At 67.6% G+C, this 22,382-nt stretch carries 17 protein-coding genes and 3 pseudogenes; 8 read left to right on the top strand and 12 right to left on the bottom strand.

Annotated features, from left to right (window positions below):
• Positions 1 to 18 precede the first annotated feature (18 nt).
• From BLV72_RS04300 to BLV72_RS04280, 5 genes are all read left to right on the top strand, one after another.
• Positions 19 to 465: a DUF4262 domain-containing protein gene (locus BLV72_RS04300; protein ID WP_093460395.1), complete on the top strand. Its 447-nt coding sequence runs from the start codon at positions 19 to 21 to the stop codon at positions 463 to 465.
• Positions 466 to 504: 39 nt separating this feature from the next.
• The gene (locus BLV72_RS04295; protein ID WP_093460393.1) at positions 505 to 846 is read left to right on the top strand and encodes a hypothetical protein; all 342 of its coding nucleotides are present in this window, start codon (positions 505 to 507) and stop codon (positions 844 to 846) included.
• Between the two features lie 176 nt (positions 847 to 1,022).
• Entirely contained in the window at positions 1,023 to 1,601 is a 579-nt protein-coding gene (locus BLV72_RS04290; RefSeq protein ID WP_244320647.1) for a cell envelope biogenesis protein OmpA, read from the top strand.
• Between the two features lie 260 nt (positions 1,602 to 1,861).
• The gene (locus BLV72_RS04285) at positions 1,862 to 2,092 is read left to right on the top strand and encodes a hypothetical protein (protein WP_093460390.1); all 231 of its coding nucleotides are present in this window, start codon (positions 1,862 to 1,864) and stop codon (positions 2,090 to 2,092) included.
• Positions 2,093 to 2,100: 8 nt separating this feature from the next.
• Positions 2,101 to 2,601, top strand: a complete 501-nt coding sequence (locus tag BLV72_RS04280) for a hypothetical protein (RefSeq protein ID WP_093460389.1) — start codon at positions 2,101 to 2,103, stop codon at positions 2,599 to 2,601.
• 118 nt (positions 2,602 to 2,719) lie between these two features.
• Here BLV72_RS04280 and BLV72_RS04275 read toward each other — a convergent pair whose 3' ends face one another.
• Complete coding sequence (locus tag BLV72_RS04275; protein WP_093460388.1) at positions 2,720 to 3,814, bottom strand: replication-relaxation family protein; 1,095 nt, start codon at positions 3,812 to 3,814, stop codon at positions 2,720 to 2,722.
• A 296-nt stretch (positions 3,815 to 4,110) separates the two neighbouring features.
• Here BLV72_RS04275 and BLV72_RS04270 point away from each other — a divergent pair.
• Positions 4,111 to 5,789 (top strand): annotated as a pseudogene (locus BLV72_RS04270) (ISAzo13 family transposase).
• A 108-nt stretch (positions 5,790 to 5,897) separates the two neighbouring features.
• On the opposite strand, the pseudogene BLV72_RS04265 reads toward BLV72_RS04270, so the two are convergent.
• Together BLV72_RS04265 and BLV72_RS04260 are read right to left on the bottom strand one after the other, a co-directional pair.
• A pseudogene (locus BLV72_RS04265) lies at positions 5,898 to 7,176 on the bottom strand (IS701 family transposase).
• Between the two features lie 52 nt (positions 7,177 to 7,228).
• On the bottom strand, positions 7,229 to 8,194 hold the full coding sequence (locus BLV72_RS04260) for a C40 family peptidase (protein ID WP_093460386.1): 966 nt from the start codon (positions 8,192 to 8,194) through the stop codon (positions 7,229 to 7,231).
• An 893-nt stretch (positions 8,195 to 9,087) separates the two neighbouring features.
• Here BLV72_RS04260 and BLV72_RS04255 point away from each other — a divergent pair.
• Together BLV72_RS04255 and BLV72_RS04250 are read left to right on the top strand one after the other, a co-directional pair.
• The gene (locus tag BLV72_RS04255; protein ID WP_143059745.1) at positions 9,088 to 9,444 is read left to right on the top strand and encodes a hypothetical protein; all 357 of its coding nucleotides are present in this window, start codon (positions 9,088 to 9,090) and stop codon (positions 9,442 to 9,444) included.
• The gene (locus BLV72_RS04250) at positions 9,441 to 11,879 is read left to right on the top strand and encodes a tetratricopeptide repeat protein (RefSeq protein WP_244320646.1); all 2,439 of its coding nucleotides are present in this window, start codon (positions 9,441 to 9,443) and stop codon (positions 11,877 to 11,879) included. The genes BLV72_RS04255 and BLV72_RS04250 overlap by 4 nt, the downstream gene beginning before the upstream one ends.
• On the opposite strand, the gene BLV72_RS04245 is transcribed toward BLV72_RS04250, so the two are convergent.
• The 9 genes and pseudogenes from BLV72_RS04245 to BLV72_RS04210 all read right to left on the bottom strand — a co-directional run bounded on the left by BLV72_RS04245 (position 11,858) and on the right by BLV72_RS04210 (position 22,044).
• Complete coding sequence (locus tag BLV72_RS04245) at positions 11,858 to 12,082, bottom strand: hypothetical protein (protein ID WP_093460382.1); 225 nt, start codon at positions 12,080 to 12,082, stop codon at positions 11,858 to 11,860. The genes BLV72_RS04250 and BLV72_RS04245 overlap by 22 nt on opposite strands.
• A 17-nt stretch (positions 12,083 to 12,099) precedes the next feature.
• The gene (locus BLV72_RS04240) at positions 12,100 to 14,574 is read right to left on the bottom strand and encodes a DUF8128 domain-containing protein (protein WP_244320645.1); all 2,475 of its coding nucleotides are present in this window, start codon (positions 14,572 to 14,574) and stop codon (positions 12,100 to 12,102) included.
• Between the two features lie 79 nt (positions 14,575 to 14,653).
• Positions 14,654 to 15,541, bottom strand: a complete 888-nt coding sequence (locus BLV72_RS04235) for a GP88 family protein (RefSeq protein WP_167746311.1) — start codon at positions 15,539 to 15,541, stop codon at positions 14,654 to 14,656.
• Between the two features lie 109 nt (positions 15,542 to 15,650).
• Entirely contained in the window at positions 15,651 to 16,877 is a 1,227-nt protein-coding gene (locus BLV72_RS48690) for a VirB4 family type IV secretion system protein (RefSeq protein WP_208905533.1), read from the bottom strand.
• A 173-nt stretch (positions 16,878 to 17,050) separates the two neighbouring features.
• Positions 17,051 to 17,560: pseudogene (locus tag BLV72_RS52465) on the bottom strand (conjugal transfer protein TraC); the annotation flags it as partial.
• The gene (locus BLV72_RS04225) at positions 17,557 to 18,711 is read right to left on the bottom strand and encodes a PrgI family protein (protein WP_093460379.1); all 1,155 of its coding nucleotides are present in this window, start codon (positions 18,709 to 18,711) and stop codon (positions 17,557 to 17,559) included. The pseudogene BLV72_RS52465 and the gene BLV72_RS04225, both read right to left, overlap by 4 nt.
• Positions 18,708 to 20,234, bottom strand: a complete 1,527-nt coding sequence (locus tag BLV72_RS04220; RefSeq protein WP_093460377.1) for a TrbL/VirB6 family protein — start codon at positions 20,232 to 20,234, stop codon at positions 18,708 to 18,710. Before BLV72_RS04220 ends, BLV72_RS04225 begins: the two co-directional genes overlap by 4 nt.
• A 398-nt stretch (positions 20,235 to 20,632) precedes the next feature.
• The gene (locus tag BLV72_RS04215; RefSeq protein ID WP_244320643.1) at positions 20,633 to 21,064 is read right to left on the bottom strand and encodes a pilin; all 432 of its coding nucleotides are present in this window, start codon (positions 21,062 to 21,064) and stop codon (positions 20,633 to 20,635) included.
• A complete protein-coding gene (locus tag BLV72_RS04210) occupies positions 21,055 to 22,044 on the bottom strand; it encodes a hypothetical protein (RefSeq protein WP_093460376.1) in 990 nt (329 codons plus the stop codon). Before BLV72_RS04210 ends, BLV72_RS04215 begins: the two co-directional genes overlap by 10 nt.
• Between the last annotated feature and the right edge of the window lie 338 nt (positions 22,045 to 22,382).

The raw sequence follows: 22,382 nt of genomic DNA, 5'->3' as shown, positions 1-22,382 counted from the left end.
TCACCGAAGGAAAGGATCATGACCAACACCGACCTGTACCTCCGCCGAGTGGAAGGGATCATCGCCCACCACGGCCACGCGGTGCAGTACGTGGGAGGCGACCCGGACACCGGAGCCCCTCCTTTCGCCTACACCGTCGGCCTTCACACCCGACCGGACCGCGACTACGAGCTCGCGGTCTCCGGACTGCGCGCTGAGACATCACAGGCCCTGCTCAACACCCTCAGCGCTGCATTCGCTGACCGCGATCTCGCCCCTGCTGACGGACTGGAGATCAGCGGAATCCTCCAGGGAGGCCTCGCCATCCGGCTGCGCCCCGTCAGCCGTCCGGAAGACCTCGGCATCATCTACGCCATCTACAGGACCACCCCGCCGGTCTGGCAAGCGCTCTGGCCCGACCAGCGCGGCCACTTTCCCGACGATGACCGATGCCGCCTGCCCCTACAGGCCCAGGCCCTGCTGTGAACGCAGGCCAGGGCATCCCGAGTGAGAAAGGCACATCCCATGCACATCAGCCGAGACGGAGAGCGGTGCCACATCGAGATCTTCCGGCGCTGGCGCGGCCCGGTGATCGCCGACGGTGGCGATGACCAGGAACCAATGCCGGAGAAGGCGCAGGAACTGCTGAAGGCGCACGGTTTCGTCGAGCACCAACAACCCCCGCTATTCCGTTGGTACGAACTGCCGCCTGGCCTGAACGCTAGAGATGAGAACGTTCACGCCACTGGCGCCTTCGAAGCGCTCACGGAGGCTGGCTACTGCGTCGCGTTCGACCCCGAACTGTACGACGCCGCCAGCGACGGCCGTACAAACCCCCAGCCCCCGGATCCTGCGCCTGATGACTGAACTCCTTTACACGCGTGCGCGCTGGCGCCGTCCTCAGAGGGCGGCGCCACCGTCCTTCCCGGTCCGTGCGCCCAGCGGATCCATCACAACCAGCCTCCTCGATGGAACCGGCCATGACTACCACCCCGCCCGTCCCACTACGGTGCGTCGGCCGCCCGCTCAGCGGAGGCCTGGTCGTGCCGTGGATCACCCTCGAACACAATGGCCAGGTCGTCTTCGGCGCCATCGACCACCGCAAGCGATACCTGGCCCTCACCCGTCGGATGTGCCAGATCTGCGGCCAGCGGCTCGCTGACCGCATCTACCTGCTCGTCCGGCCGATGGACGTAGACGCCGGGTACATCGCTGAACCGGCTGTTCACCCCGAATGCCTGGGATACGCCAAGCAGCACTGCCCCATGCTCAATGGCCAGGCATCCCACTACCGGCGCTCGTCGCTGCTCGCGACACATCCCGCCGGACGTCCATGCTCCGACCCGGACTGCCCGTGTCCAGACACCGAATCCAGCGACCACGACGCCCGCTCCGGACAACCTGCCGATGACTGGGATGCATGGATGATCACCCCTGCCAACTACCGGCTCAAGGCCGGCCCCCAAGGCGACCTCCTTGGCTTGGACCTCGACATCAGCGTCTTGAAGATCAGGCCCATCCGGAGAAGCCGCCACGTCGACCTTGATAAAGAGCTCTGCCTGATGCGACAGCTCCTCGGTCTTCCACCGAGGGGCGATCAGGGTGAGGACGTCGAGCCATAGCCCACCGCACTGTTGCCCGACGCCGCTGAAGCTCGCCACGTTGTCCGAGCCGACGCCCGTGCTGGGGAAGCCTGACACCTCTGGCGCGGAGGCGGCCATGGCGACCCTGCGCGAAGTCGCCCAGGCGGCTAACCTCCTCCTTCAGCAGCTGCTACGTCGAGGCCAGCAAAATGCCGGGCCACGGCAGCTGACCCGCGGGAACGAATACCCTCAGGCGTTCCAGATGCGGGAGACTGCCAGAAAGCCTGGAGGTTGGATCTGTGGAGATCGACTTGAGCGCGGCACGGGAGACCGTGAGGCAACTGGCCGAACGGCTCGAGGCGCTCGATGGACGGACGGTGGACCCGGCGCCGACCCGTGAGGGATCGCGCCAGCGCACCGAAGTGAGCCGCACCCTGCAGCACCTTGCCCACCTCGGCGACAAGGCTTCTGTAGAGATCATGGAGGTCTTCTACGACTTCCGGGGTTGGGACCGTCCTGGCGGGAAGTGAGCAGCCGGATGAACCACGACACCGAGATCCTGCTGCGTAACGTGGCCGGCCGCCTGGAACGGGCTGTCACCGAGCGGGACTGCCCCGCGATGGTCGCGTTGCAAGGAGACCGGACCCTCGTGCTCTCCGACTACGACTACCTGCGCGATGACTCGACCGCCGCGGCGTTCGAACACCGTGCTGCCGAGAAGGCACGGCAGATTCATGCCGTCCGTTTCGTCTTCGCGGTCCCACAGGTGTGGCTCTTCGAGCAGGACTTTGTGTACGGTCGCGCGGTCGCCAACCTGCCGCTGCGGGAGGGCGAGCAGGAGCTCATCGCATGGATGAGCTTCGACGCGGGCGACGGGGTGGACTACGGCTATCTTCCCTATGCTCGCCGTCCGGGCGGCGAGCCGGTCTTCGATGACCATACGGTGATCACTGTCCCGGTCCAGCCGTACGACGAATTCCCGGGCCGCCACCTACTGCGTGCCCTGACACAAGACCCCGGTGGCCCGACCAGTACGTGATGCGCGTGACCAGTACGCTGCCCGGCCCGGCTGCGCCTGACCGCCTCAAAGCGCATCTGATGTCGGTACCCCTCCCTATATCGGTTGCGGACGTCATACCGAGGCTTTGAGATGATCTTCACGAGGTTGGTGCACCATGCCGCGCACCAGCGATATTGCCCATGTCGCTTCGCCGCGTCCTGCGGCGGGGCGTCGGGCCCGGAGCAAGGGGTGACGGCGGAAGCAGATCGCTCCAAGAGTCGCTGCTGCCGGTCGCGACTGAGGCCGACGAGGAAGGCGGCAACGGCGGTAGGTGCGGCCAGGCCCGCCCGAGTTCGGCGAGCGTGAGACGCCGTGAAGTGAGCTGCCTACCATCCAGGGGTTGCCAGCGGGCGGTGGCCGGGTGGGCGTCACGGTCGTTGGACACGAAGTCGGCGCTGGATGTGGCCACCGGTACCAGGGTGGGATCGTCCAACGTGCTGAGGGCCGTGGTGAGGGCGTGGCGGACACGGGTTTCGCGGCGCGTGGTGGGCATCCAGAGCAGGATCGGTGTCGTGATGCCAGTGGTGGTGGCGAGTTTGGCGTAGCCAGGCAGTTTCGCCGCGACGCGGTCGGGGCGTTCAGTGCCGAAGTCGAACTCCAGGAACCACTCGAAGGCGGAGTGATGCTCGTGCCACCGACCGTAGCCGTCGGGGCGCACGATGTCGCCGAAGTGCCGCTTGCAGCGGGCCTCGGACCACCAAGCGGTCAGCTGTCCGGAAGCATCCATGTTGCGGGAGTGGGCGATGAGGGCCGTGAAGAAGGCATTGGTGCCGACGGTGTGGGCCAATCGCAGGGAGTGGGCGATGCCGATGGCTCGTTCGTGCCTGTAGTCCAGGTCGCGGGGGTCGAGGCCGTCTTCGCGTGCGACGACGGCGGCGCCGGCGACATCGAGGACGTAGTGCATGGGCGCGGTGCCCGAGGCGATGAAGGGCTGGAAGCGGTCCAGCAGACGCCACTTGTACAGCTGGAGGAGCCGCAGGTTGGCTGCGCGGGAGGACGGATAGGCGATCTCGGTGATCTGGTGTGTGGTGAGGACTTTGTGCTCGTAGAGCATGCGGGCCAGCCAACGGTCCCGGTCAGTGAGGCGTGCGGCGAGACGGGCGATGTATTCGCCAGTTGTCGCGACACGCTGGCTGAGGCGCTTGGGCCGGTGGGCGCGCAGAGAGCGCTGAGAAGTGGGATTGGTGATCATGAGATACACCTCCGGACAACGGGGTGAGCCGCACAAGCGTGTACGACAGGGCATGACGAGAGGTCGGCAGTGGTTGCGCGGCTTGACGTGGCGGCGAGCTGTCCTCGTCCTGTGCGAGCTTCGGGTGGTGGAGAAGCTGTTGTGACGACAACCGCGTAGCTTTGCTCGGCCAGGCTGGGTATCGTCGGGACAGCCGCTCGGTGATGACGGCCAAGGCGGGGCTTTGGCGCAGCGGTGCCTTAGGGCGTGCAGATCTATAACCCGTGGCTTCCCGTTCGGCGGATCGTTGATCTGGTATGGGTGGGCTGGAAGTGCAACGGGCCGTGTTGGCAGCGAAGTTCGAGGCGATCCTGCCGCATCTGGACGAGCGGCAGCGGCGTCTGCTGATAGGGGCGGAGGCCCGGTCGCTCGGTCACGGCGGGATCAGGGCGGTCGCTCGTGCCGCTGGCGTCCGGGAGGCGACTGTGTCGTCGGGAGTGCGGGAACTCGACTCCGGGGAGCCTCCGCTGGAGCGGGCCCGCAGGGCCGGTGGTGGCCGCAAGCGGACCGCTGCTCTGGATCCTCTCCTTCGGCCCGCGCTGCTCGCCCTGGTCGAGCCCGACGTCCGCGGGGATCCCATGTCGCCGCTGCGCTGGACCACCAGATCCACCCGCAAGCTCGCGGCGGAGTTGACCCGGCAGGGCCACCGGATCTCCGCGGACACGGTGGGCGACCTCCTGCGTGAGGAGGGCTTCAGCCTGCAGAGCAACGCCAAGACGTTGGAGGGCAAGCAGCATCCCGACCGGGATGTCCAGTTCTGCTACCTCAACGAGCAGGCCCGGAGCCACCGGGACAGCGGGGCTCCGGTGATCAGTGTGGACACGAAGAAGAAGGACTGGTCGGCCTCTTCAAGAACAACGGCCGTGAATGGGAGCCGAAGGGCGAGCCGGTGCGGGTCGGCACCCACGACTTCCCCGACCGCGAGCTGGGCAAGGCTGTGCCCTACGGCATCTACGACGTCGCCGCGAACACCGGCTGGGTCAACGTGGGCACCGACCACGACACCGCCGCGTTCGCCGTCGAATCGATCCGACGCTGGTGGAACGGCGCCGGACGGACTACCTACCCGACGGCCGACCGGCTGCTGATCACCGCCGACGCGGGCGGCTCCAACGGCTATCGCACCCGCACCTGGAAGACTGAGGTCGCCCAGTTCGCCAGCGAGTCCGGCCTGGCGATCACGGTCTGCCACCTGCCTCCCGGAACATCGAAGTGGAACCGGATCGAGCACAGGCTGTTCTCCCACATCACCATGAACTGGCGCGGCAGGCCCCTGACCAGCCACGAAGTCATCGTCCAGAGTATCGCCGCCACCACCACCAAGCCGGGCCTGAGGGTGCATGCCGAACTCGACACCAGCCAGTACCCCACCGGAATCCAGGTCAGCGACGAGGACATCGACACCCTGCCGATCACACGGCACCGATTCCACGGCGACTGGAACTACACCCTCCACCCCCAACCGCCGGAAGAGGCAGCACCGACAAACAACGCGGCGGGTCAGGCATCGGCGAACACACCACACCAGCTCACGCCACGTTCCCTGCAGGACCCGGAGCTGACCGGCATGACCCAACAGCAACTCAGCGCCCTCATCGACACACTGACTCCCGCGCTGGAGCTTCAACGTGAGCACGTGCTTCGCACACGCCGCGGTCACGAACGCCTGGTCGCCCCCGGAACAGGCGCCAAAGCCAAACTCACGCCAGCCGAGCGAATCCTGGTCACCGTGCTCCACCTGCGCAAGTTCGCCACCATGGACCTCCTTGGCCATCTCTTTGGCGTCACCGCCCCGACCATCAGCCGCGCGAACCAGGAAGTCCGCCCCCTCTTGGAAACGCACGGCCAGCACATCAGCGCCTCCACCGCTCGCTTCCGCACACCATCCGACGTCGCGACATTCCTTAACCACAGCAAGATCAAGAAAGCATGTTGATGATCTGCACGCCCTTAGTAGGACTCCGTTAGGTGCGTCTTGATCTAGGTGTTGTGGTCCTGGTGGGGAGGGGCTGGTGGCAGGTGGTGCAGGTGCCGGTCCAGCACCTCAGGATGTCCTGGAGGGCGTCGAGGATCTGGTAGAGGGTGAGTGCGGTCCAGGTGCTTTTGGGGCCAGACGTTGTTCGGTGAGAAACGCGTGGGCCGCGGTCACGAGGGTGACGTGGTGGTGCCAGCCTGGCCAGGAACGGCCTTCGAAGTGGTCCAGGCCCAGGCCGTGCTTGAGTTCGCGATAGTCGTGCTCGATGCGCCAGCGGACCTTGGCCAGACGGACGAGGTCGGCGATCGGAGTGTCGGGCGGCAGGTTGGACAGCCAGTAGTCGGTGGGAGCCTCGGCCTCTTCGGGCCATTCGACCAGCAGCCAGCAGTCGGGCAGGATACCGTCCCACCAGCCCTGTTCGGCCGAGGCGGCGGCCCGGATGGGACGTTCGACGGCGTTGCCGGCCGGGCGGACGCGCACGGCGGCGAAGCGGGAACGTAACTCGCCGCGTGAGCCCTGCCGCCAGGTGAGGGAGGTGAACGCCTCCTGCCCGAGGCCGGTGGCAAGGGCTGCCACTGAGGGTGCGGGGTGGCGGTAGCGGGGCTGGGGCCAGCAGCCGACGGGGCCCTTGCGGTCCGGGGCTGTCGGTTGGGCGTCGAATGGGTGGGCGGTCACGTCCGCGCGGACGGCCAGCATGTAGTCGATTCCCCGCTCTGCCAGGCCGGCCCGAAGGTGGGCGTTGGTGCCGTAGGCGGCGTCGGCCACCACGACCGGCGGCCTCATGCCCCAGCCGGCCAGCGTGTCGAGCATGTCCAGAGCCAGCCGCCACTTCTCGCGGTGCCCGGCCTCGGGCGGGATGCGGGTGACGGTCCTGCGGTCAGTGTCCGCCGCCCACTCCTTGGGCAGGAACAGCCGCCACTGCAGTGGACAGGAGGCCGTGTCACTGGCGGCGTGGACGCTGACCGACCTGGCAGTTGGCGCGTTTGCCCAGGGCTCCGCAGTACTGCGGAGCCACGGCGACCGACATTCTTCCGTCCTTGGGCAGCGACACGTCGTCGATCACCCAGGCGGTCGGGTTGACCAGTGGCAGCATGCGTTCGCAGATCCTCCGCTGCACCGGCGCCGGGTCCCAGGTGGACTGGTTCACGAACTGCTGCAGGTTCTGTTCGTTGCCGTCCGGCAGCCGCGAGGCCATGGCCTGGATCGACTTGCGGCGGCCGTCCAACATCAGTCCCCGCAGGTAGCAGTCGCCTTTGGCCCGCTGGTCCTTGCGCGGCACCGACGCGAACACATCAGCCACGTATAACGCCAACTTCGCCCGAACACGGTTCACTTCATGTGCGTCCATCCACCCAACATGCCCAGGAACAGGCCGAACCGGAAGACCTAACGGAGTCCTATTAGACAGAACCGGCGGAGGCGGAAGCTGCTGGTCGGGTCGCACCGGCGTAGTCGTCGCCCTGGTAGCGGTAGGGTGCGATCTTGATTTTTTCGCCGAAGTTCGGGGCGTTGATCATTTGGCCGCTGCCGATGTAGAGACCGACGTGGTGAATGCGCCCATGAGGGTTGCCATAGAAAACGAGGTCGCCGGGCATCAGCGACTGCCCCTTGGCGACCTGGAGGCCGGTTCGGAACTGTTCTTCGGCTGTGCGTGGCAGGGAGATGCCTGCAGCGGCGTAGGCGGCCTTGGTCAGCCCCGAGCAGTCGAACCCCGCATCACCACCTGCTGGTCCGTTGCCTCCCCATACGTATGGGAGTCCAAGCTGGCCTTGGGCGTAGTTGATTACTTCACGGGCGGAGGGGCTTGCCTTCGCGGTGCTGCCGAGGCTTGAGGTGCTTCGGTAGTCCTGGGCCTGAGCGAGGACTTTCGAGACGTACCACTCGGCGGGGTTGTAGGCGAGGATCGCCTGGTGAAGGTTGCGTCCGTCTCGGGCTCCGGAGTCGCACAGGTAGGCGACTGCCGTGTAGATCGCGTCGCGTGGGTTGTATGGCGAGGGAGCGCGCGACCCCGCCTGCGGTATCGGGTGCTTGGCCGTGACCGCGTCGAAGGTTGGCCGAAGGAACTGCATCGGACCCTCGGCCCCCTTGTGATTGGAGCCACTGTGTACCCCAGGCAGAGTGGATCGACCGTGGTCGGTCTCGACCTTGCCGATAGCGGCCGGCACTGACCAGTCCAGGCCGGGACAGGTCGTCGCTGCTTGCTGGTAGAGCGCGAGGTAGCCGGGCGGTATGTCAGTGAGAGCGGCGCGATTGGGCTGGCTGCCGCCAGTACCGCCGAAGATCGACAGAGCGCTGCTCGCTCCAGCGGCGGCCAGAGTAATGGCCAGCAGTATCGCTCCCAAAATCGCTGCGACGACTTTGACCATGCCTCACCTCTGTGGCGCGTTGAATGAGGAAGCCGGAGCCTTCAGTTCGGTATCCGCAGGGAGCCAACGGACCGCATTGGGAACGGCGCGCTCATCCGGAACTGTCAGGCTGCCGAGGCTCGTGATGAAGTCCTCGACTGGGGAGCTTTCCCCGTTGGATCTACGAGTTGAAGCGGATCGAGCGGGGGTGAAGCGTCGACCGACGATCTGTGGGACTTCGAGGACTGGCGGATCCGTGTTGCCTCGGAATCTGAGCAGGGTCGGCGGGGCGCGGTGAGCCGTGGTCAGGCCGTGCTGGCGCGTCCGTACGAATGGGCGGTGCAGCGCGAGGACGTGCGGTGAACCTTGTGCTGATGTGGTCGGTCCTCGGCCACACTGGCGAACCCCCTCCTGCGGCGGCTCGGGCGAAGAAAGCGCCCCCCAGTGAGGCGCGCTGGCTGACTCCGCGAGCGTTTCACCGCTGGATGGATGTGGACTTGCACGGGCACAGAGCCGACAGACTGAGGGCGCCTGGCCAGCACCGATCGGTGGACAGCTGACACTCAGGTTCTTCGGACTTTGCGCGCCGCTACATCTCGTCGAACACAGCCGTCAACTCCAGCTGCCGGTGTTGACTGTGCTTCTAGAAGGTCTGCTTCTTTCCCAGTCGTGGATCCCAACCACCGCCTCACCTCGTCGCAGTGGCGGTGTGGTCTGATGTTGCGCGCCGTGACCGGATGGTCTCAAGCAGCGTGTGGCGCTACGGTCGATCCACCTGCTGACGGAGCATTGGTATCGGCGCCGTCCTGGCGCCGCGGGCATGAGCATTGGGGGTGGTGGCTGTGGCGTTGTCCAGTGCGGGGAGGGCCTGGGCCTGGGTGGTAACCGTGGCAGCGGGGGTCGCCTCTGTGGGGTTGACGCTTCTGGTGATCTTTGCGGACCTGAACACCGCAGGCCAGGTTGCGAGCGTGATCGGCACGGTAGCGGGTCTCATAGCACTCGTCGTCTCGGTGATCGCTTTGTTCCGTGACACGGGTACCGGGCCGTCCAGCGATAGCCGACGGGTGCGGGCCGGGCGCGGTGCGATCGCGGTCGGCGGCGACATCACAGGGTCCGCGCTGGGCAAGAACTCCAAAGTCTCTGGCCCTCCTACGCCGCGCAGCCGCATTACGGCCCGGCGGAGCACAGATGACGTGCAGGCTCGGCAGGACGGGATCGCCGCTGGCGGCGACATCACCGACAGCGCCCTGGGCGAAGGCAGCGAGCGGTGACCCCTCCCGGGTGGAAGCCGGACCGCGGGCGACGGGTGACATCCCAGAGTGGAGCCGCCGCTGGAGGCAACATCACGGGGTCCGCGCTGGGGGAGAACAGTCAGGTCACCAACGTCGAGCGGCAATACGTCCTGGCCGGGAAGCCGGAGGTGGAATGGCCTGTGCTGGTGGGATCGGTGCCTACACTCGCCTCGGCGTTCCAGCCCCGTGCCGGGCTTCGTGATGAGATCGACGCCGCCCGCGGACACAGCCGCTCTGCGGCGCTGGGCAGCGGCCCATCCGAGGAGATGGCCCAGGCCCCCGCATCCCAGACATCGGCGCATGTGCTCGCTGGCGGAGGCGGCGTCGGTAAGTCACAACTGGCCGCCTCCTACGCCCGCAATGCGCTCGGGGACGGTACGGAGCTGGTGGTGTGGGCGTCAGCGGCGGATATCCAGCAGGTCGTCATCGTTTACGCGCAAGCCGCCCTACGGGTCCAAGCCCCGGGCGCTGACGGGCGAGACCTCGAACGCGATGCGCGGCTATTCCTGCAATGGCTGGCGGGTACGTCGCGCCGGTGGCTCGTGGTACTGGACAACATTACCGACCCTGAAGCCATCGCTCCTTGGTGGCCCGATGGCCGGCCTGGCACCGGCTGGGTGCTGGGCACCACCCGCCTGAAAGACCCCCGCCTGACCGGCGGCGGCAGGGTCCCGATCGACGTCGATGTCTACACCCATACAGAAGCCACCACCTACCTGGACACCCGCCTCGCCCACGACCGAAAGACCCACCTCGTCGACAACCACGCCGATGCCCTCGTCGAAGCACTCGGGTACCTCCCCCTGGCTCTCGGGCACGCCGCCGCATTCATGATCCGCGAGGACGCCTCATGCGGCGCCTACCTGGAGCAGTTCAGCCACCGAGCCGCCCGCATGGAGGAAGTCCTGCCACGCTGGGCCGACACCGAACGCTACGGTCGGCAGATCACCACGACCCTGCTGCTGGCCATGGACGCAGCCGTCCATGACAAGCACGGGTCGTTGGCCTGGGCTGCGATCGGGATGGCGGCACTTCTCGACCCCGCCGGGCACCCTTGCACCTTGTGGGACTCCACCGCCGCCACCGACTACCTCACGCTCTACCGACCCGCTCCCCGGCCCAAGCGGTCTTTCGGCCGGCGCGGCGGTGAAGCCCCCAAGGATGCAGTGACCGCTGGCGAAGCACGGGCAGTACTGCGGCTGCTGCACCGCTATGGATTGCTCTCCTACGACACCACGACCGAACCATGTGCAGTGCGCATGCACGCTCTCACCGCCCGAGCTGTTCGGGAGAGCATCCCAGACCATGCCCTCCCCGTTGTTGCCACCGCGGCCGCCAGTGCGCTGCTTCATTCTTGGCCTAACCCAGACAAGACTGGGCGGGACCTCGCAAGCACTCTGCGTGCCAACACAGCTGCGCTCTCAACGTACGTCGGAGACCGAATCTGGGAGTGGAAGGTCTACTCCGTGCTGTATCACGCCGGCAGAAGCCTCCGAGAGGCAGGCTTCCATATCCTGGCCATCGCCTACTGGAAGGACCTCGTCGCCGACAGCGAGCGCCTCATGGGAAGAGACCACTTTGCCACCCTCAGCGCGCGCGGGGACCTCGCCGCCTGCTATGCACTAGTCGGATATACCAACGAGGCGATTACGCTCCTGGAGCGCCTGGTTGCCGATGAAGAGCGTCTCTTCGGGGCGGAGCCCGCCAATACCCTCATCAGCCGTGGAAACCTTGCTACTGCGTACTGGAGGGCTGGGCGCGCTGATGAGGCGGTCAGGATGGGAGAGCAGGTCGTTGCGGACAGCGAGCGGCTTCTTGGGCCCGAAGCCCCCGAAACGCTATCTGCTCGCGTCAACCTGGCTGCCTTCTACCGAGAGGCTGAGCGTGCCGATGAAGCGATCGTCCTCACCCAACGCGTCCTTGACGACAATAAGCGACTTCTCGGTCCCGAGGCCCCTGGCACGCTGTCTGCTCGCGCTAGCCTCGCCGTCTGCTACCGATATGGCGGACGCGCTGATGAGGCGGTCAGGATGGGGAAACAGGTCGTTGCGGACAGCGAGCGGCTTCTTGGGCCCGAAGCCCCCGAAACGCTATATGCCCGTGCCAACCTCGCTGCCTCCTATGGCGCGGCCGGGCGCACGGATGAGGCGATTAGGATCGGAGAGCAGGTCGTTGCCGACAGCGAGCGCCTCTTGGGAACAGACCATCATGACACCGTCGCAGCCCGCATCGATCTCGCCTCCTCCTACGGAGAGGCCGGGCGAGTCAGGGAGGCGATCGCCCTTCTCGAGCGCATTGTCGCCACCTGCCGGCACCTCCTGGGCTCCGACGCCCCCAAGACAGTTGCATTGAACCGAGAGCTGGAGCGCTGGAGGCGCTTCGAGAACTCCCGTCAGAGGCCGAGTTCGACGTAGTCGATGTCGATGAACGTGACCAACAGGCCTTCGAGGTGGATCTGGGTTGATTGAGTAAATCCTTCCTGCAAGGGCTTCGGCGGCAATATCGCGCAGTTGCTGTTCGGCGGCGTCGGCTGGGACTCGAACAGACGGGTTGCGAACTGTGGTGGTAGCCCCGGGTTGAAACGCAGCCGTGCGTCGTCGGTCGCCCCGGCTCCCATAGGGACCGCGTGTCATGTCAGATCGTGCGGCGGGGATCGGCCTGGGACGGGGCGCCGCGGTCCTTATGGGGCGCCATGGCGCTGGGATGCGACCGTGTGTTGCGAGAAGCGGCGGTTCGAATCTGCTTGGCTCGTCCCCGTATAGGCGGTGGGAGCTTTTCCGTGACTGCCGTGAAGGCGGGGGCTTCGGCTCCGTGGAGCACAGGGCGGACCGCTGCGTGGAAGACGTCGAGATTGGACAGGTCGTGTGCGGTCAGCCGCGGCTCGGTGTGGCGGGCCAGGTGTCGGGCGTCCTCTGGGCTGGCGTTGAAGATGATCTTTGTGCGGGCGTTGGTGCTGATGCCCTCCTCCAGCTCTTTGGGGAGCTGGCGCAGGTACTGGTGGGCGAGCGTCATCGACAGTCGGTAGGCGCGGGCCTCGGCCAGCATGTCGCCCAGCGGGTAGGGCAGGTGGAGGAAGTTGTGCGCCTCGTCGATATAGAGAGAGGCGTCGTGTCGCTGGGCCTGGGGAAGACGCGCGCGGACCGTGGCGGCCTGCCAGGTGCGGGCGACCACGATAGAGCCGACCAGGTGCGCGGTCTCCGTGCCGAGCGCGTCCTGGGCGATGCGTACGAGGCAGATCCCGCCGTTGAGCATGTCGTTCATATCGACGGTGGAGGGGCCGCCGGCGAGGGCTTGGCGGACGAACGGGCGAAGGAGGAAGCCCCGGAGCTTGTTCATCAGCGGGGCGGTGACCTGGGCACGGGCTGGGTCGGACAGATTTTGGTACCAGGTCCAGAAGCCTTTCAAGATCTCGTCATCGAGTTGGTCGGTGGCCCGTTGCCGGAAGGCGGGGTTCGACAGCAGTTTGGGCAGGTCGGTCAGTGTGGGGGCGCCGGGCTGGGCGCGCAGGGTCAGGAGTGAGGCACGCAGGATGTCGTCGGTGCGTGGGCCCCAGGAGGCGGCGTAGACGCGGGAGAAGACGGATACCAGGTTGTCGACGGTGCGCGGTCCGTCCGCTCCTTCCAGTGGGTTGAGTACGGGTGGGCGGGTCTTGCTGTCGGCATCGAAGAGCACCACTTTCTCCCCGAGCTCGACTGGCAGCCGCTGGAGCAGGTCGCTGACCAGATCGCCCTTCGGATCGATGACGACCACACCGCGGCCAGCTTCGGCGTCGGCGAGGATCATCCGCGCAATCAGCTCGCTCTTGCCCGAGCCGGTGGCGCCCAGGACGTGCAGGTGGTGCCGTGCATCGGGGACACGCAGCCCGACGGGACGTTGGTGGCCGCTGTCGGTCAGCCCGATCGGCCGCACTGCCACTCCCGTGGTCGCGACGCCGGGCGGAGGCGGCACGGCCCTTGCCCCGGCGCGTTGCAGACCGGCGACCGTCTCGTCCCACGGCAGGTGCGCCAGCGCGGCGAGTTCCGGGATCGACAGCAAGTCGCCATTGTTCAGGCGCCGTTCGGCCAGGTGAGGTAGCGCGCGGCGGGCATGCAGCCGGGTACGGCGGTAGTAGTTGTGCTCGGTGAAGGCGGCGAATGCGGAGGCGATGGCGTGGCTTCGGCCGCGTGCCCGGTCCCGTATTTTCGCCTGGCCGTCGGCCGGCGCATGGTCCGGAGCCGTGGCGGTGACCGCGTAGCGGATGCGGGTTTCATACGGGGTGCCGCGTTGCTTGACCACGATCACGCGGTCCTCGGCGGCCGTCTCCAGAGCAGTCTGCGGGTCGATGGCCGTGGCGCCTTGCCGGGCGCGTAGGCGGGGGTGATGACCGGGGGTGAGCAGGTCCAGCAGGCGGCTGATCAGCCGGGGTGACCGTCCGGCGCGCGTGTGCCGGGCCGCTCGGCGTGCCTTCTTCACCCTGTGGCCGGTCACCGGCCGGGCGAGCACCTGCACCACCGCCCGCTCTTGCGGCCCCAGCCCGACCGGTGCGCCGAGCAGAGGGCGCACAGGGTCGAGGGGGAAGTCGGTGCGGATCGGCAGGGCCTCGCTGCGGGCCAGGCGCAGCTCGCCGGCGGCCATGAAGAGTTGCTGTCCCGGCGGCGGTGCGGTGGGCAGAGGGGCTGTGGCGGGGGTGGTGTGGGTGTGGGCGCCGGGCCAGGCGGACTCGATGGCCCGCTCGATCATGCCCGGCGGGATCTGGCTGGGCACCCATACCTGTAGGCGCACGGTTTCGCGGTCGAAGAGGTACTCGAAGGCCAGGTGCGGCTGCCCGGTCAGCCACCGGCGCCAGGCCGGCCGCAACAGACCTACCAGGTTCGCCCACAGTGCGGCAGCCCCCGCGGCGTCCACTGCCGGCGGTGGCAGGATCTGAACGACACGCGCGTCTGCGGCGAGACGTCGACGGCAGCGACGGCGCCACCACCAACGCCCCCAGACCAGCGTCGTAGCAGTGGCGACCACGGCAGGACCGACGATCCATCCCCAGGCGAGCATCCACCTGTGGATGTGGACCAGTACGGCGTGCATCGCGCCGGAAGGGTCGCGCAGATAATCCCCGATCGGGGACTCCGGCACATCTGAGTCGGAAGAGGAGGCAAGGAACAACGGCGGAGGAAGAACGAGATCAGCGGGGCGACCCATGGCACGGAACCTTCTACGAGGAAAGAGGCAGGGGGACGGAGGGCTGTTGCCAGGCGGCGCGGCCTTGGCGCTCGGGAGCACGCAGTTCCTGAGCGTTGCCCCGCGTCTCCGGCCGGTTGCCGGTGATCAGCCGTAGACCAGGGCGTGCCCTCGACCCGTGATGGGTCCGGCGTTCGGTGTCGACCTCGGCCTGCCACGTGCGGAACGTGCGGCCATTGAGCCTCTTGAGGAAGTGCGGGATGCGGTTGGCGGGGATCCCGACCAGGCGCGGGCCCAGCACCGCGAGGAGATCGTTCCCCTCTTGCGAGTGCCAGCCCGCTGCGGCAATGGACTCCTCATCCGGGAAGACGTCCGCCACCCGGTCCCACTCGGGGTTCAGCGCGGCGTCCTGGGCGCCACCGAAGCTGAAGACCCACAGGAAGTTGTCCGGGGCGCCCGGCTCCACCAGGGCGCGAAACCTGGCCACTTCTTTGGTGTAGGCGTAGAAGTTGACCGATGGCCGGGCGCGCATCACCCGAAGCCAGCTGCGTGTGTAGGCATCGTTGAAGAAGTCGCCAGAGTCGTGGATGCGCACCCAGACGCCGCGGAACTTCTCGGCTCCGAGTTCCGTGATCATCGCCTGTTCCCAACCGGGCAGATCGTCCAGGACGAACTGGAGGTTCGCCTGGTGCTTGGCCCGGACGGTGGGCCAGGTGTAGGTGCCGTGGCGGGCATAGCAGACGTGGCGGCAGATCCCCGCAGAGGGGCAGGTGTTGTATGTACGGCCGTCTGGAAGGCGACCTGCCCAGGCCGGCAGCGTCCAGTTCCATGCTCCGATCGCGCGCATTTCCCGGTTCTGGGTCAGCAACGGCGACGGGCGCGGCGGGGAGACTGAAGGCGGTGGTGATTTCACAGAAGGCATGAGAGCGCCCTTCGTACGAGGGAGCAGATGAGGTATGGCTGGTCCGCAGAACTGCGTCTTCGAGGCTTCACGGCGGCATCCGCCGCGGGCTGACCGCTCGGCGGGATGGTCAGGCTGTACCGAGATCGATCTGAGCGCCGGTGTCGGACCGGTAGTCGTCGACGGGGTCGGTGGAGTCGAGGGTGAGGTACGTGTCCTCGGTCTCCGCGATGGTGTTGGTTTCGGCGTAGGTGGCGAGTTCGGCCGGATCGGTGGTCACCAGGCGGTGCTCGCTGGGTGAGGCGATCGCCTCGAATGCCACGCGTTGTGTTCCCGCGGAGAGCAGACCCTGGCCGCGGTCAGCTGACAGCAGGAACTGGCGCTCGCCGTCAGAGAGGTTGAAAGCGGCCGTGACCTCGTCGATGGCCTGTGGCGACTGCCGCAGCAGGATTTGCGTGGCGGCATTGGCCACGATGGCCTTGCCGAGTTCGGAGCCAAGGACATCGGCGGTGTCCTGGGTGGCGACCGTGAGCCCTGCCCAGCGTTTGCGGAAGGACTTCGCCATGCGGAACAGGAATTCCGCTCCGGCGGGCTCCTGCATCAGCAGCCAGGCTTCGTCGACGACGACCAGCCCGGGGCGGCGCAGGGCCGGGTTGGACACCCGCCGCCAGACCGCGTCCAGGGTCAGCAGTGTGCCGATCGGTTTGAGTTCGTCGGCCAGGTCGCGCAGGGAGAAGGCCACGAGGTGGCCTTCGGGCCTGATGGTGGTCGGGCCGTCGAATAGACCGGAGAATGCGCCGCGCACGTACGGGTCCAGCCGAGCGGCCAGATCCTGCGCTGTGCGGTTCTTCGACTGTTCCAGTACGGCTGCCAGATCGGCGAGTAATGGAGCGGGGCGGGTCCAGGTCCGCGGGTCGGTCGTGATCCCGGCGCGCTGGTAGGTGGCGGTAATCGCCCGGTCCAGCACGGCGCGTTCCGTCGGCGTGAGTGTGCTGCCCAGCAGGACGCCGATGACCGTGTGCAGGAACAGAGCCCGGCGGATAACGGCATCTCTGGGTGCCGTGCGCCGTCCGTCCGATCGGGTGTGCAGGGGCAGGTCGAAGGGGTTGAGGCGGACCTGCTCGGCGCCGAGGTGGACGTACGTGCCGCCGACCGCCTCGGTGAGGCGCGCGTACTCGTCTTCGGGGTCGATGACGTGGATCTCGATGCCGCGATAAAGCGACCGTAGAAGTTCGAGTTTGGCCAGGTAGGACTTGCCTGCGCCGGAGCGGCCGAGAATGACGGAGTTGTGGTTGTCCAGGGCGAAACGGTCCCAGTGCACCAGCCCCTGCGAGCCAATGTTGTACCCGTACAGCACCCCGGTGGGGGCGTCGGCGGAGGTGGGGTCGCTCGGGGCAGATCGGGGCTGGTGAAGGGGAAGGCCGCCGAGAGCGCCGCGGTGTCGAAGGTACGGCGCATCCGTATCAGGTCCAGGCCCATGGGCAAGCAGGTGACCCAGCCTTGCAAGCTGCGGTAGCTGGTCGGTTTGGCGTCCAGCAGCAGGCTCGCCGCGAGAGAGCGGACGGCGGCGACCTCGTCCGCCAGTTGCTCGGAGCTGGTTGCGTGCACGGTCAGGTAGAGCCCGAGGCGGTAGAGCTTGCCTTCGCCGCGGGCGACCCGGGAGGACAGCTCGTAGGCGTCCTCGGTGGCGGCTTCCACGTGCGGGTCGAGCAGTCGGCCTTTCTGTTCGGTGTAGCGGCGGCCGGATTCGAGCTTGGCGAGCTGCCGCTTGAGGCGGGTCGCGGCGGTGACCGGGTCGATCGGCTCGATATGCACGCTGACGTCCACCCGGCCCGGGTAGGTCAGCAAGGGCTGCAGCCATCCGGGATAGACCTCGCGGGGGAATCCGGTGACGGCAAAGGAAGCCACCTGTTCCCCACCGACCTCCAAGTGCCGTGGGCCGACGGCCAGCGCATCAGGGGTGAACGCCCCGGTCCCCTTCGGCGTAGTGGATTTGTCCTGTCGTGACGCGCGTGAGCAGCCGGCACGCTTGCGGATCATCGTGCTCCCGTCCCTCCCGGGCTGTCGTCGTCGGTGTGGACGGTCCCGGAGACGGACGTGCCCGGACGTTCGAAGGCGCTCAGACAGGCGTCGTCTTCAGGGACCGGGGCGGTGGTGATCACGTCGTCCGCTCCGGCGAGGTGGGAGGAGACCGGGACGAGGCTGTCGGGATTGCAGGCGGCGGCCAGCACCGCGGTGGCCTGCCCGGCATCCAGCGGGGTGACGACGATCCCGGCAGGACTCAGCAGGTCGACAGCCTCGTTGAGTCGCCGCACCAGGCGGGCTTCCGCCGCCCGGCGCGCCGCCTCCACCGAGGGCTGCGCGGAGTCCTGAGATCGCCTGCGGCGAGTGAATGCCGCCAATGGTGAGGCGCCGCCGAGCCCGTCGACCGCACGCTGTGCTCCCAGCGATTCGCGCAGAATGAGCAGCACTTGGCGATGCAGCAGATCACTCTGGGCGCCCAGCTGGCCCAGATAGTCGGCGTGTTCACGGGCGGCCTCCTCCAGCGCCGGGTGCGGCAGCCTGGGCGCCTGCTCGCGGAGCTCACTGATCTGCCCCGTCAGGTCCAGACGCTCGGTGCGCACCAGCACCTGGACCGGAGCGGTGAGGGAATGCAGGTATCGGCCGAAGGCGGCAGTCAGGGACTCCTGCTCAGCCGGGGTGCGCAAGGAAAAGTTGACAGTGGAGCACACCGCCACTGCCGCGACCCCGTCCGGGCCGAGATCGACCACGCCGGTCTCGGTGACGCCTTCGGCGGGAAGCTCCAGCTCGACCGGAGCAATGTCCCTCTTGGCGCTGAGGTCTTGCGAGTTACGGGTGACCCGGCTGGCCAGCCAGGCAGGGGCCGGGAGGATGCCTTCGGGAGCGGCGACCCGATAGCGGGGGCTCATGCGCTGGCGGAGGGCAGCAAGGGCCAGCCGGTCCAGTGAGATGCCGTCCCGCCGCCCGAGGGCCAGCAGGACGGTGGCCACCGCGATGGGGATGGCAAGGACCGCGAACACCGCCAGCGGCACCACGTCGCGGGTGGCTGCCCAGGTGCCGTAGAGCACGATGCCGGCCACCGTGAGGATGAGCAGCTGGCGGGCGGTCAGGCTGCCCAGGACGGTGTCCTCACGGTCGACGTCGGCGGGGATGCGTACCGGCTGGGTCATTGCCGTTCACCTCCGGAGTTCGGGCGTCGTCCTCGACTGGGTGGCGAAGGGCCGTTGGGGGGTGGGGAGCTGAAGCGCGGTGGAGGTGGAGCGCTGGTGCGTTTCCGCGGGTGCGGAGTGGCGGGATCGGATACCGGTGGGCGGAAGGCCACTGGCGCTGGTTGATCGCGGGTCCGTCGGGGCTGTGCGGGGGACGGATCGGTGGGCGGCTGGAACCGAGGTCGGCCCGGGGGCGTGGTGGGGCGGCCTGCTTGGGCGGATGCGGGTGTGCCGGATCCGGGTGCACGGAAGGAGGGCGAACCGGGTGGTGTCGTGGGCCGGGGCGTGGGGGTCGGGCGCCTGCCGGCCGAGCCGTCGTCGGATGGGCCGGTGGGGGCGCGGAAAGTAGGCATCCCCGGCGGGCCGATCTGCGGACCGAACCGGGGGGTTGCTCCAGGTACGGGTTCGCGGAACAGGGCCGGTCCGGGCGGGCGGCGCCGGATCACCGGCGGGCTGGCCGCCCGCGTGCTGCGGCGGGTCCGAGCGGGGATGGGTGTGCTGTTCCTGCCGGTGCGGGACCGCGATGCCGCACCGGCGGCGCTGACTGAGTTCATGCCGCGCAGTGCTCCGAAGGTTCGGGCGGCGATGTAGGTGCGCACCAGGCTCCCGGTGAAGGAACGCCGGTGGCTGCCGCGGAGAGAGCCGAGAATCCAGAAGGGGATCTTGAAGAGGATGTACATCAGGGCCAGGGAGACGATGAGGTCGACCAGGCCTGACTTGTTGGGGCCGAGCAGGGTGAAGCCGTCGGAATCCAGGAAGACGCGCAGGGCGGTGACCAGAGTCAGGGACTGGGCGAGCTGGACGGCCAGCAGGCCGAAGAAGCAGCGCCACCACCAGCGGGCGATGCCGTCGGTCTGCGGCAGGGCGTGGCACATCAGGGCCAGCGGTGCCCCGGCGATCATGATCATGGTCAGAGCGACGCGTACGGCATAGGTGACCAGGAGTGCGACCAGCATCCCGGCGATGAACACCTGCATGAAGATGATGAAGATGCCGCCGTTGATGGAGCTGAGGATCAGGTTGCGCAGCGTCTTCGCGGCGCTGTCCTCGTCCACGCCCTCACCGAGTACGGCTCGGGACAGGGCGTTGGCGATGGCGATGGCCTTGTTGGCGACGAACAGGGACAGGGCCGCGGCCAGGAAGCCCAGGACGATACGCGGGGCGATCTCCTTGATGGAGTAGTGGGTCTGGACGGACTGGTAGGCCATCACCACGATCCCGGCGATCATGATGAGCATGCCGTAGCAGGCCAGCATGATGTGCCAGGAGTTCGACCACAGCTCGCCGATGCGCGGTAGTTGGTCCAGGGTCGGGGTGGACAGCAGGGTTTTGCCGAGGAGGTCCAGCAGCGGGTTGAGCGCCTTGGTGACCAGGCCCTTGAAGAAGACGGTGATGGCGGCGTTGATCCCGTCGACGATCCAGCCGACGACACCGCCAGGGTCGCCCCCGTCACCGTCGCTGCTGTCCGGTTCTTCGGTCGGCAAGGGAGCGGAGCTGGCCCCGCTGCTACTGGGCTGCGGAATGCAGTCCGACGGCGACGACCCGCCCGACGGAGAAGCACACGGATCCCCCTCGGTCGTCGAAGGCGCTGCGGTGGGAACGTGAGGAATCCCCGGTGAAGAGCCCCAGGACGACGCACTCGGCGCCGGACTGCGGGGCGCGGCTGAGGCGGTGCCGGAAGGGTCAGGGGAAGGCCCGCCGGGTGCGGCCTGCGCACCCGACGCCAACAGCCAGCCGAACAGCACCGCGAGGGCCACCACCACGAAGCCCGAACCCAGGGCCCGCATCCGGACCACTGCCCGGCGAGAGCGCGCTCCGGAGGCCGTGTGGAGCGCGCCGTACCGGCGGGCCACGGGCGGAGGGGGTAGTGGGGCGGTGGGCATCAGGCACCCACGATCCCTTTGAAGATCTCCACCACCAGCGGCGCCAGAGTGGCCAGCCCGTACCCGTAGCCGGCGCTCTTGAACGAGGACTTGGCCTTCTCGACTTCACCCGGGTCACCTGCGGCCAGGATGTACCGCACGCCCCCGACGGTGAGGAACAGGGTTGCCAAACCTGCCAGGATGCCCATGATCCAGTTGCGGAGGTTGTCCAGGACGGTGTTGATCGACTTGGCCAGCGCCTGGACCTGTACCGGCTCGGCCTGTGCCGCCGACGTCAGCAGGATCGACACCGCGACAACAAGGCAGACGATCAGCAGGAACCGCCCCGCCCACGCAGCCAGGCGTTGCGCGGAGCGTTGCTGGCCACCCTGATGGGCGCGGGTGGTGCGATCGCGTCGGCAGCGGCGGGACAGCGATGATGTCAGGCGCATCGAGGCACCTCCGGAGACGGCATGGACGATGCGGCGGGTGAACTCCCCCCGCACCCGAGAAGGCCGGTCCTGGGCCGCGGATTGGACAGCGGCTCCCGAGCTTTCTGCGTGGTGCTCGGCACGGCATCATCTGGCGAATTACTAACGGAGCGTGACGAGCCTGAGCGGAGTTGTCGGGCGGGACGGTCGGGGTCGGCGAGCACGCTGGCGGCCACCGGGTCGTTCGAGTCGGTGTCCCGGGTTTGATCGCGTATGAAGGCGATCAGTCGGCGTTCGGCACGTTGGCGGGCCTTGTATGCGGCGTCGGTCGTGGTCCGATTCGCGACCGCCCAGCCGGTAATGGAGGACTCCTCCAGTCGGGTTGCGCCGATCAGGTCGGCCTCGGTCCGAGTCAGGACCGACTGGCGGACTGCCTGGGCGAGGATGAGGTCCGGGTGTCCCCACGGGGGCCTGGGCGGAGAGGAATGGAAGCCGTGGGCCACTGGTGTGGGGGCGTCCAGGGCTTCGGCCAGGGCAGCGTGCCCGGCACGATAGGCCGCCCATCGCAGCCGCACGAGCACTCGCGGCCGGTTCAGATCGATATCCGCCAGGGCGGACAGAAAGCCGGAGAGGATCTCCGCGTGCACGTCGAACGCGTCGCCGGGATACCGGGCTGCCAGCCACCGCGAGGCGCTTGCCAGGGCGGGCAGCGCCATCCCGGTGCACGCCAGAGTCCAGGTGGCGCCTTCATCCCGGGAGCGCTGCACCAGGTGGGTCCACACGGCGTCGCGGGTGTGGCGGGGGCAGCGGCGCTGCAACATGCGGCGCCGCAACTCATTCAACGGGACCAGGCGGTTGGGCAGACCGGAAAATTTCCGGCCGTCCACCGACAAGGGATCTGGCCCGGTCATCAGCCAGGTAAAGCACTGCCGAGCGGTGTCCAGGGGCAACTGCTGGGTTTGACGGCGATGCGAGCGACGGGCGTGGCGCCTGCCAGTCATGAAACGCCCTCCTTCACACAAGGAGCGAAAACGACGCATCCATGAATTCAGGCAGTCGACAAGAAGTAGCCAAGAGGGCAACAAGGTGCTCACCTTGTGTGCCGTCGACATTGCTAAAGAATTCCTAATTATGGCCTGAAGGTGATCACGTGGAGGCAGCTGGGCACGGCTTCTGATGCCCGCCCTTAGTCGCCCCTTAAGCTGCTTTGACCTGCTGTTTTATGTGCTTGGCAGATGTCCCCTAGTAGTGCGGTAGGCCCGTGAGACCGAGCGTTCCGGGTCCTGCATTCGATGCGGACGGGGGGGGCTCGGAGGCGGAAAGTTTCTCGAAGAAAGCG

This window comes from Streptomyces melanosporofaciens, assembly GCF_900105695.1.
Lineage (GTDB): Bacteria > Actinomycetota > Actinomycetes > Streptomycetales > Streptomycetaceae > Streptomyces > Streptomyces antimycoticus.
Note: the sequence above shows the minus strand (reverse complement) of the source record. Positions and strands in the feature narration are given on the sequence as shown.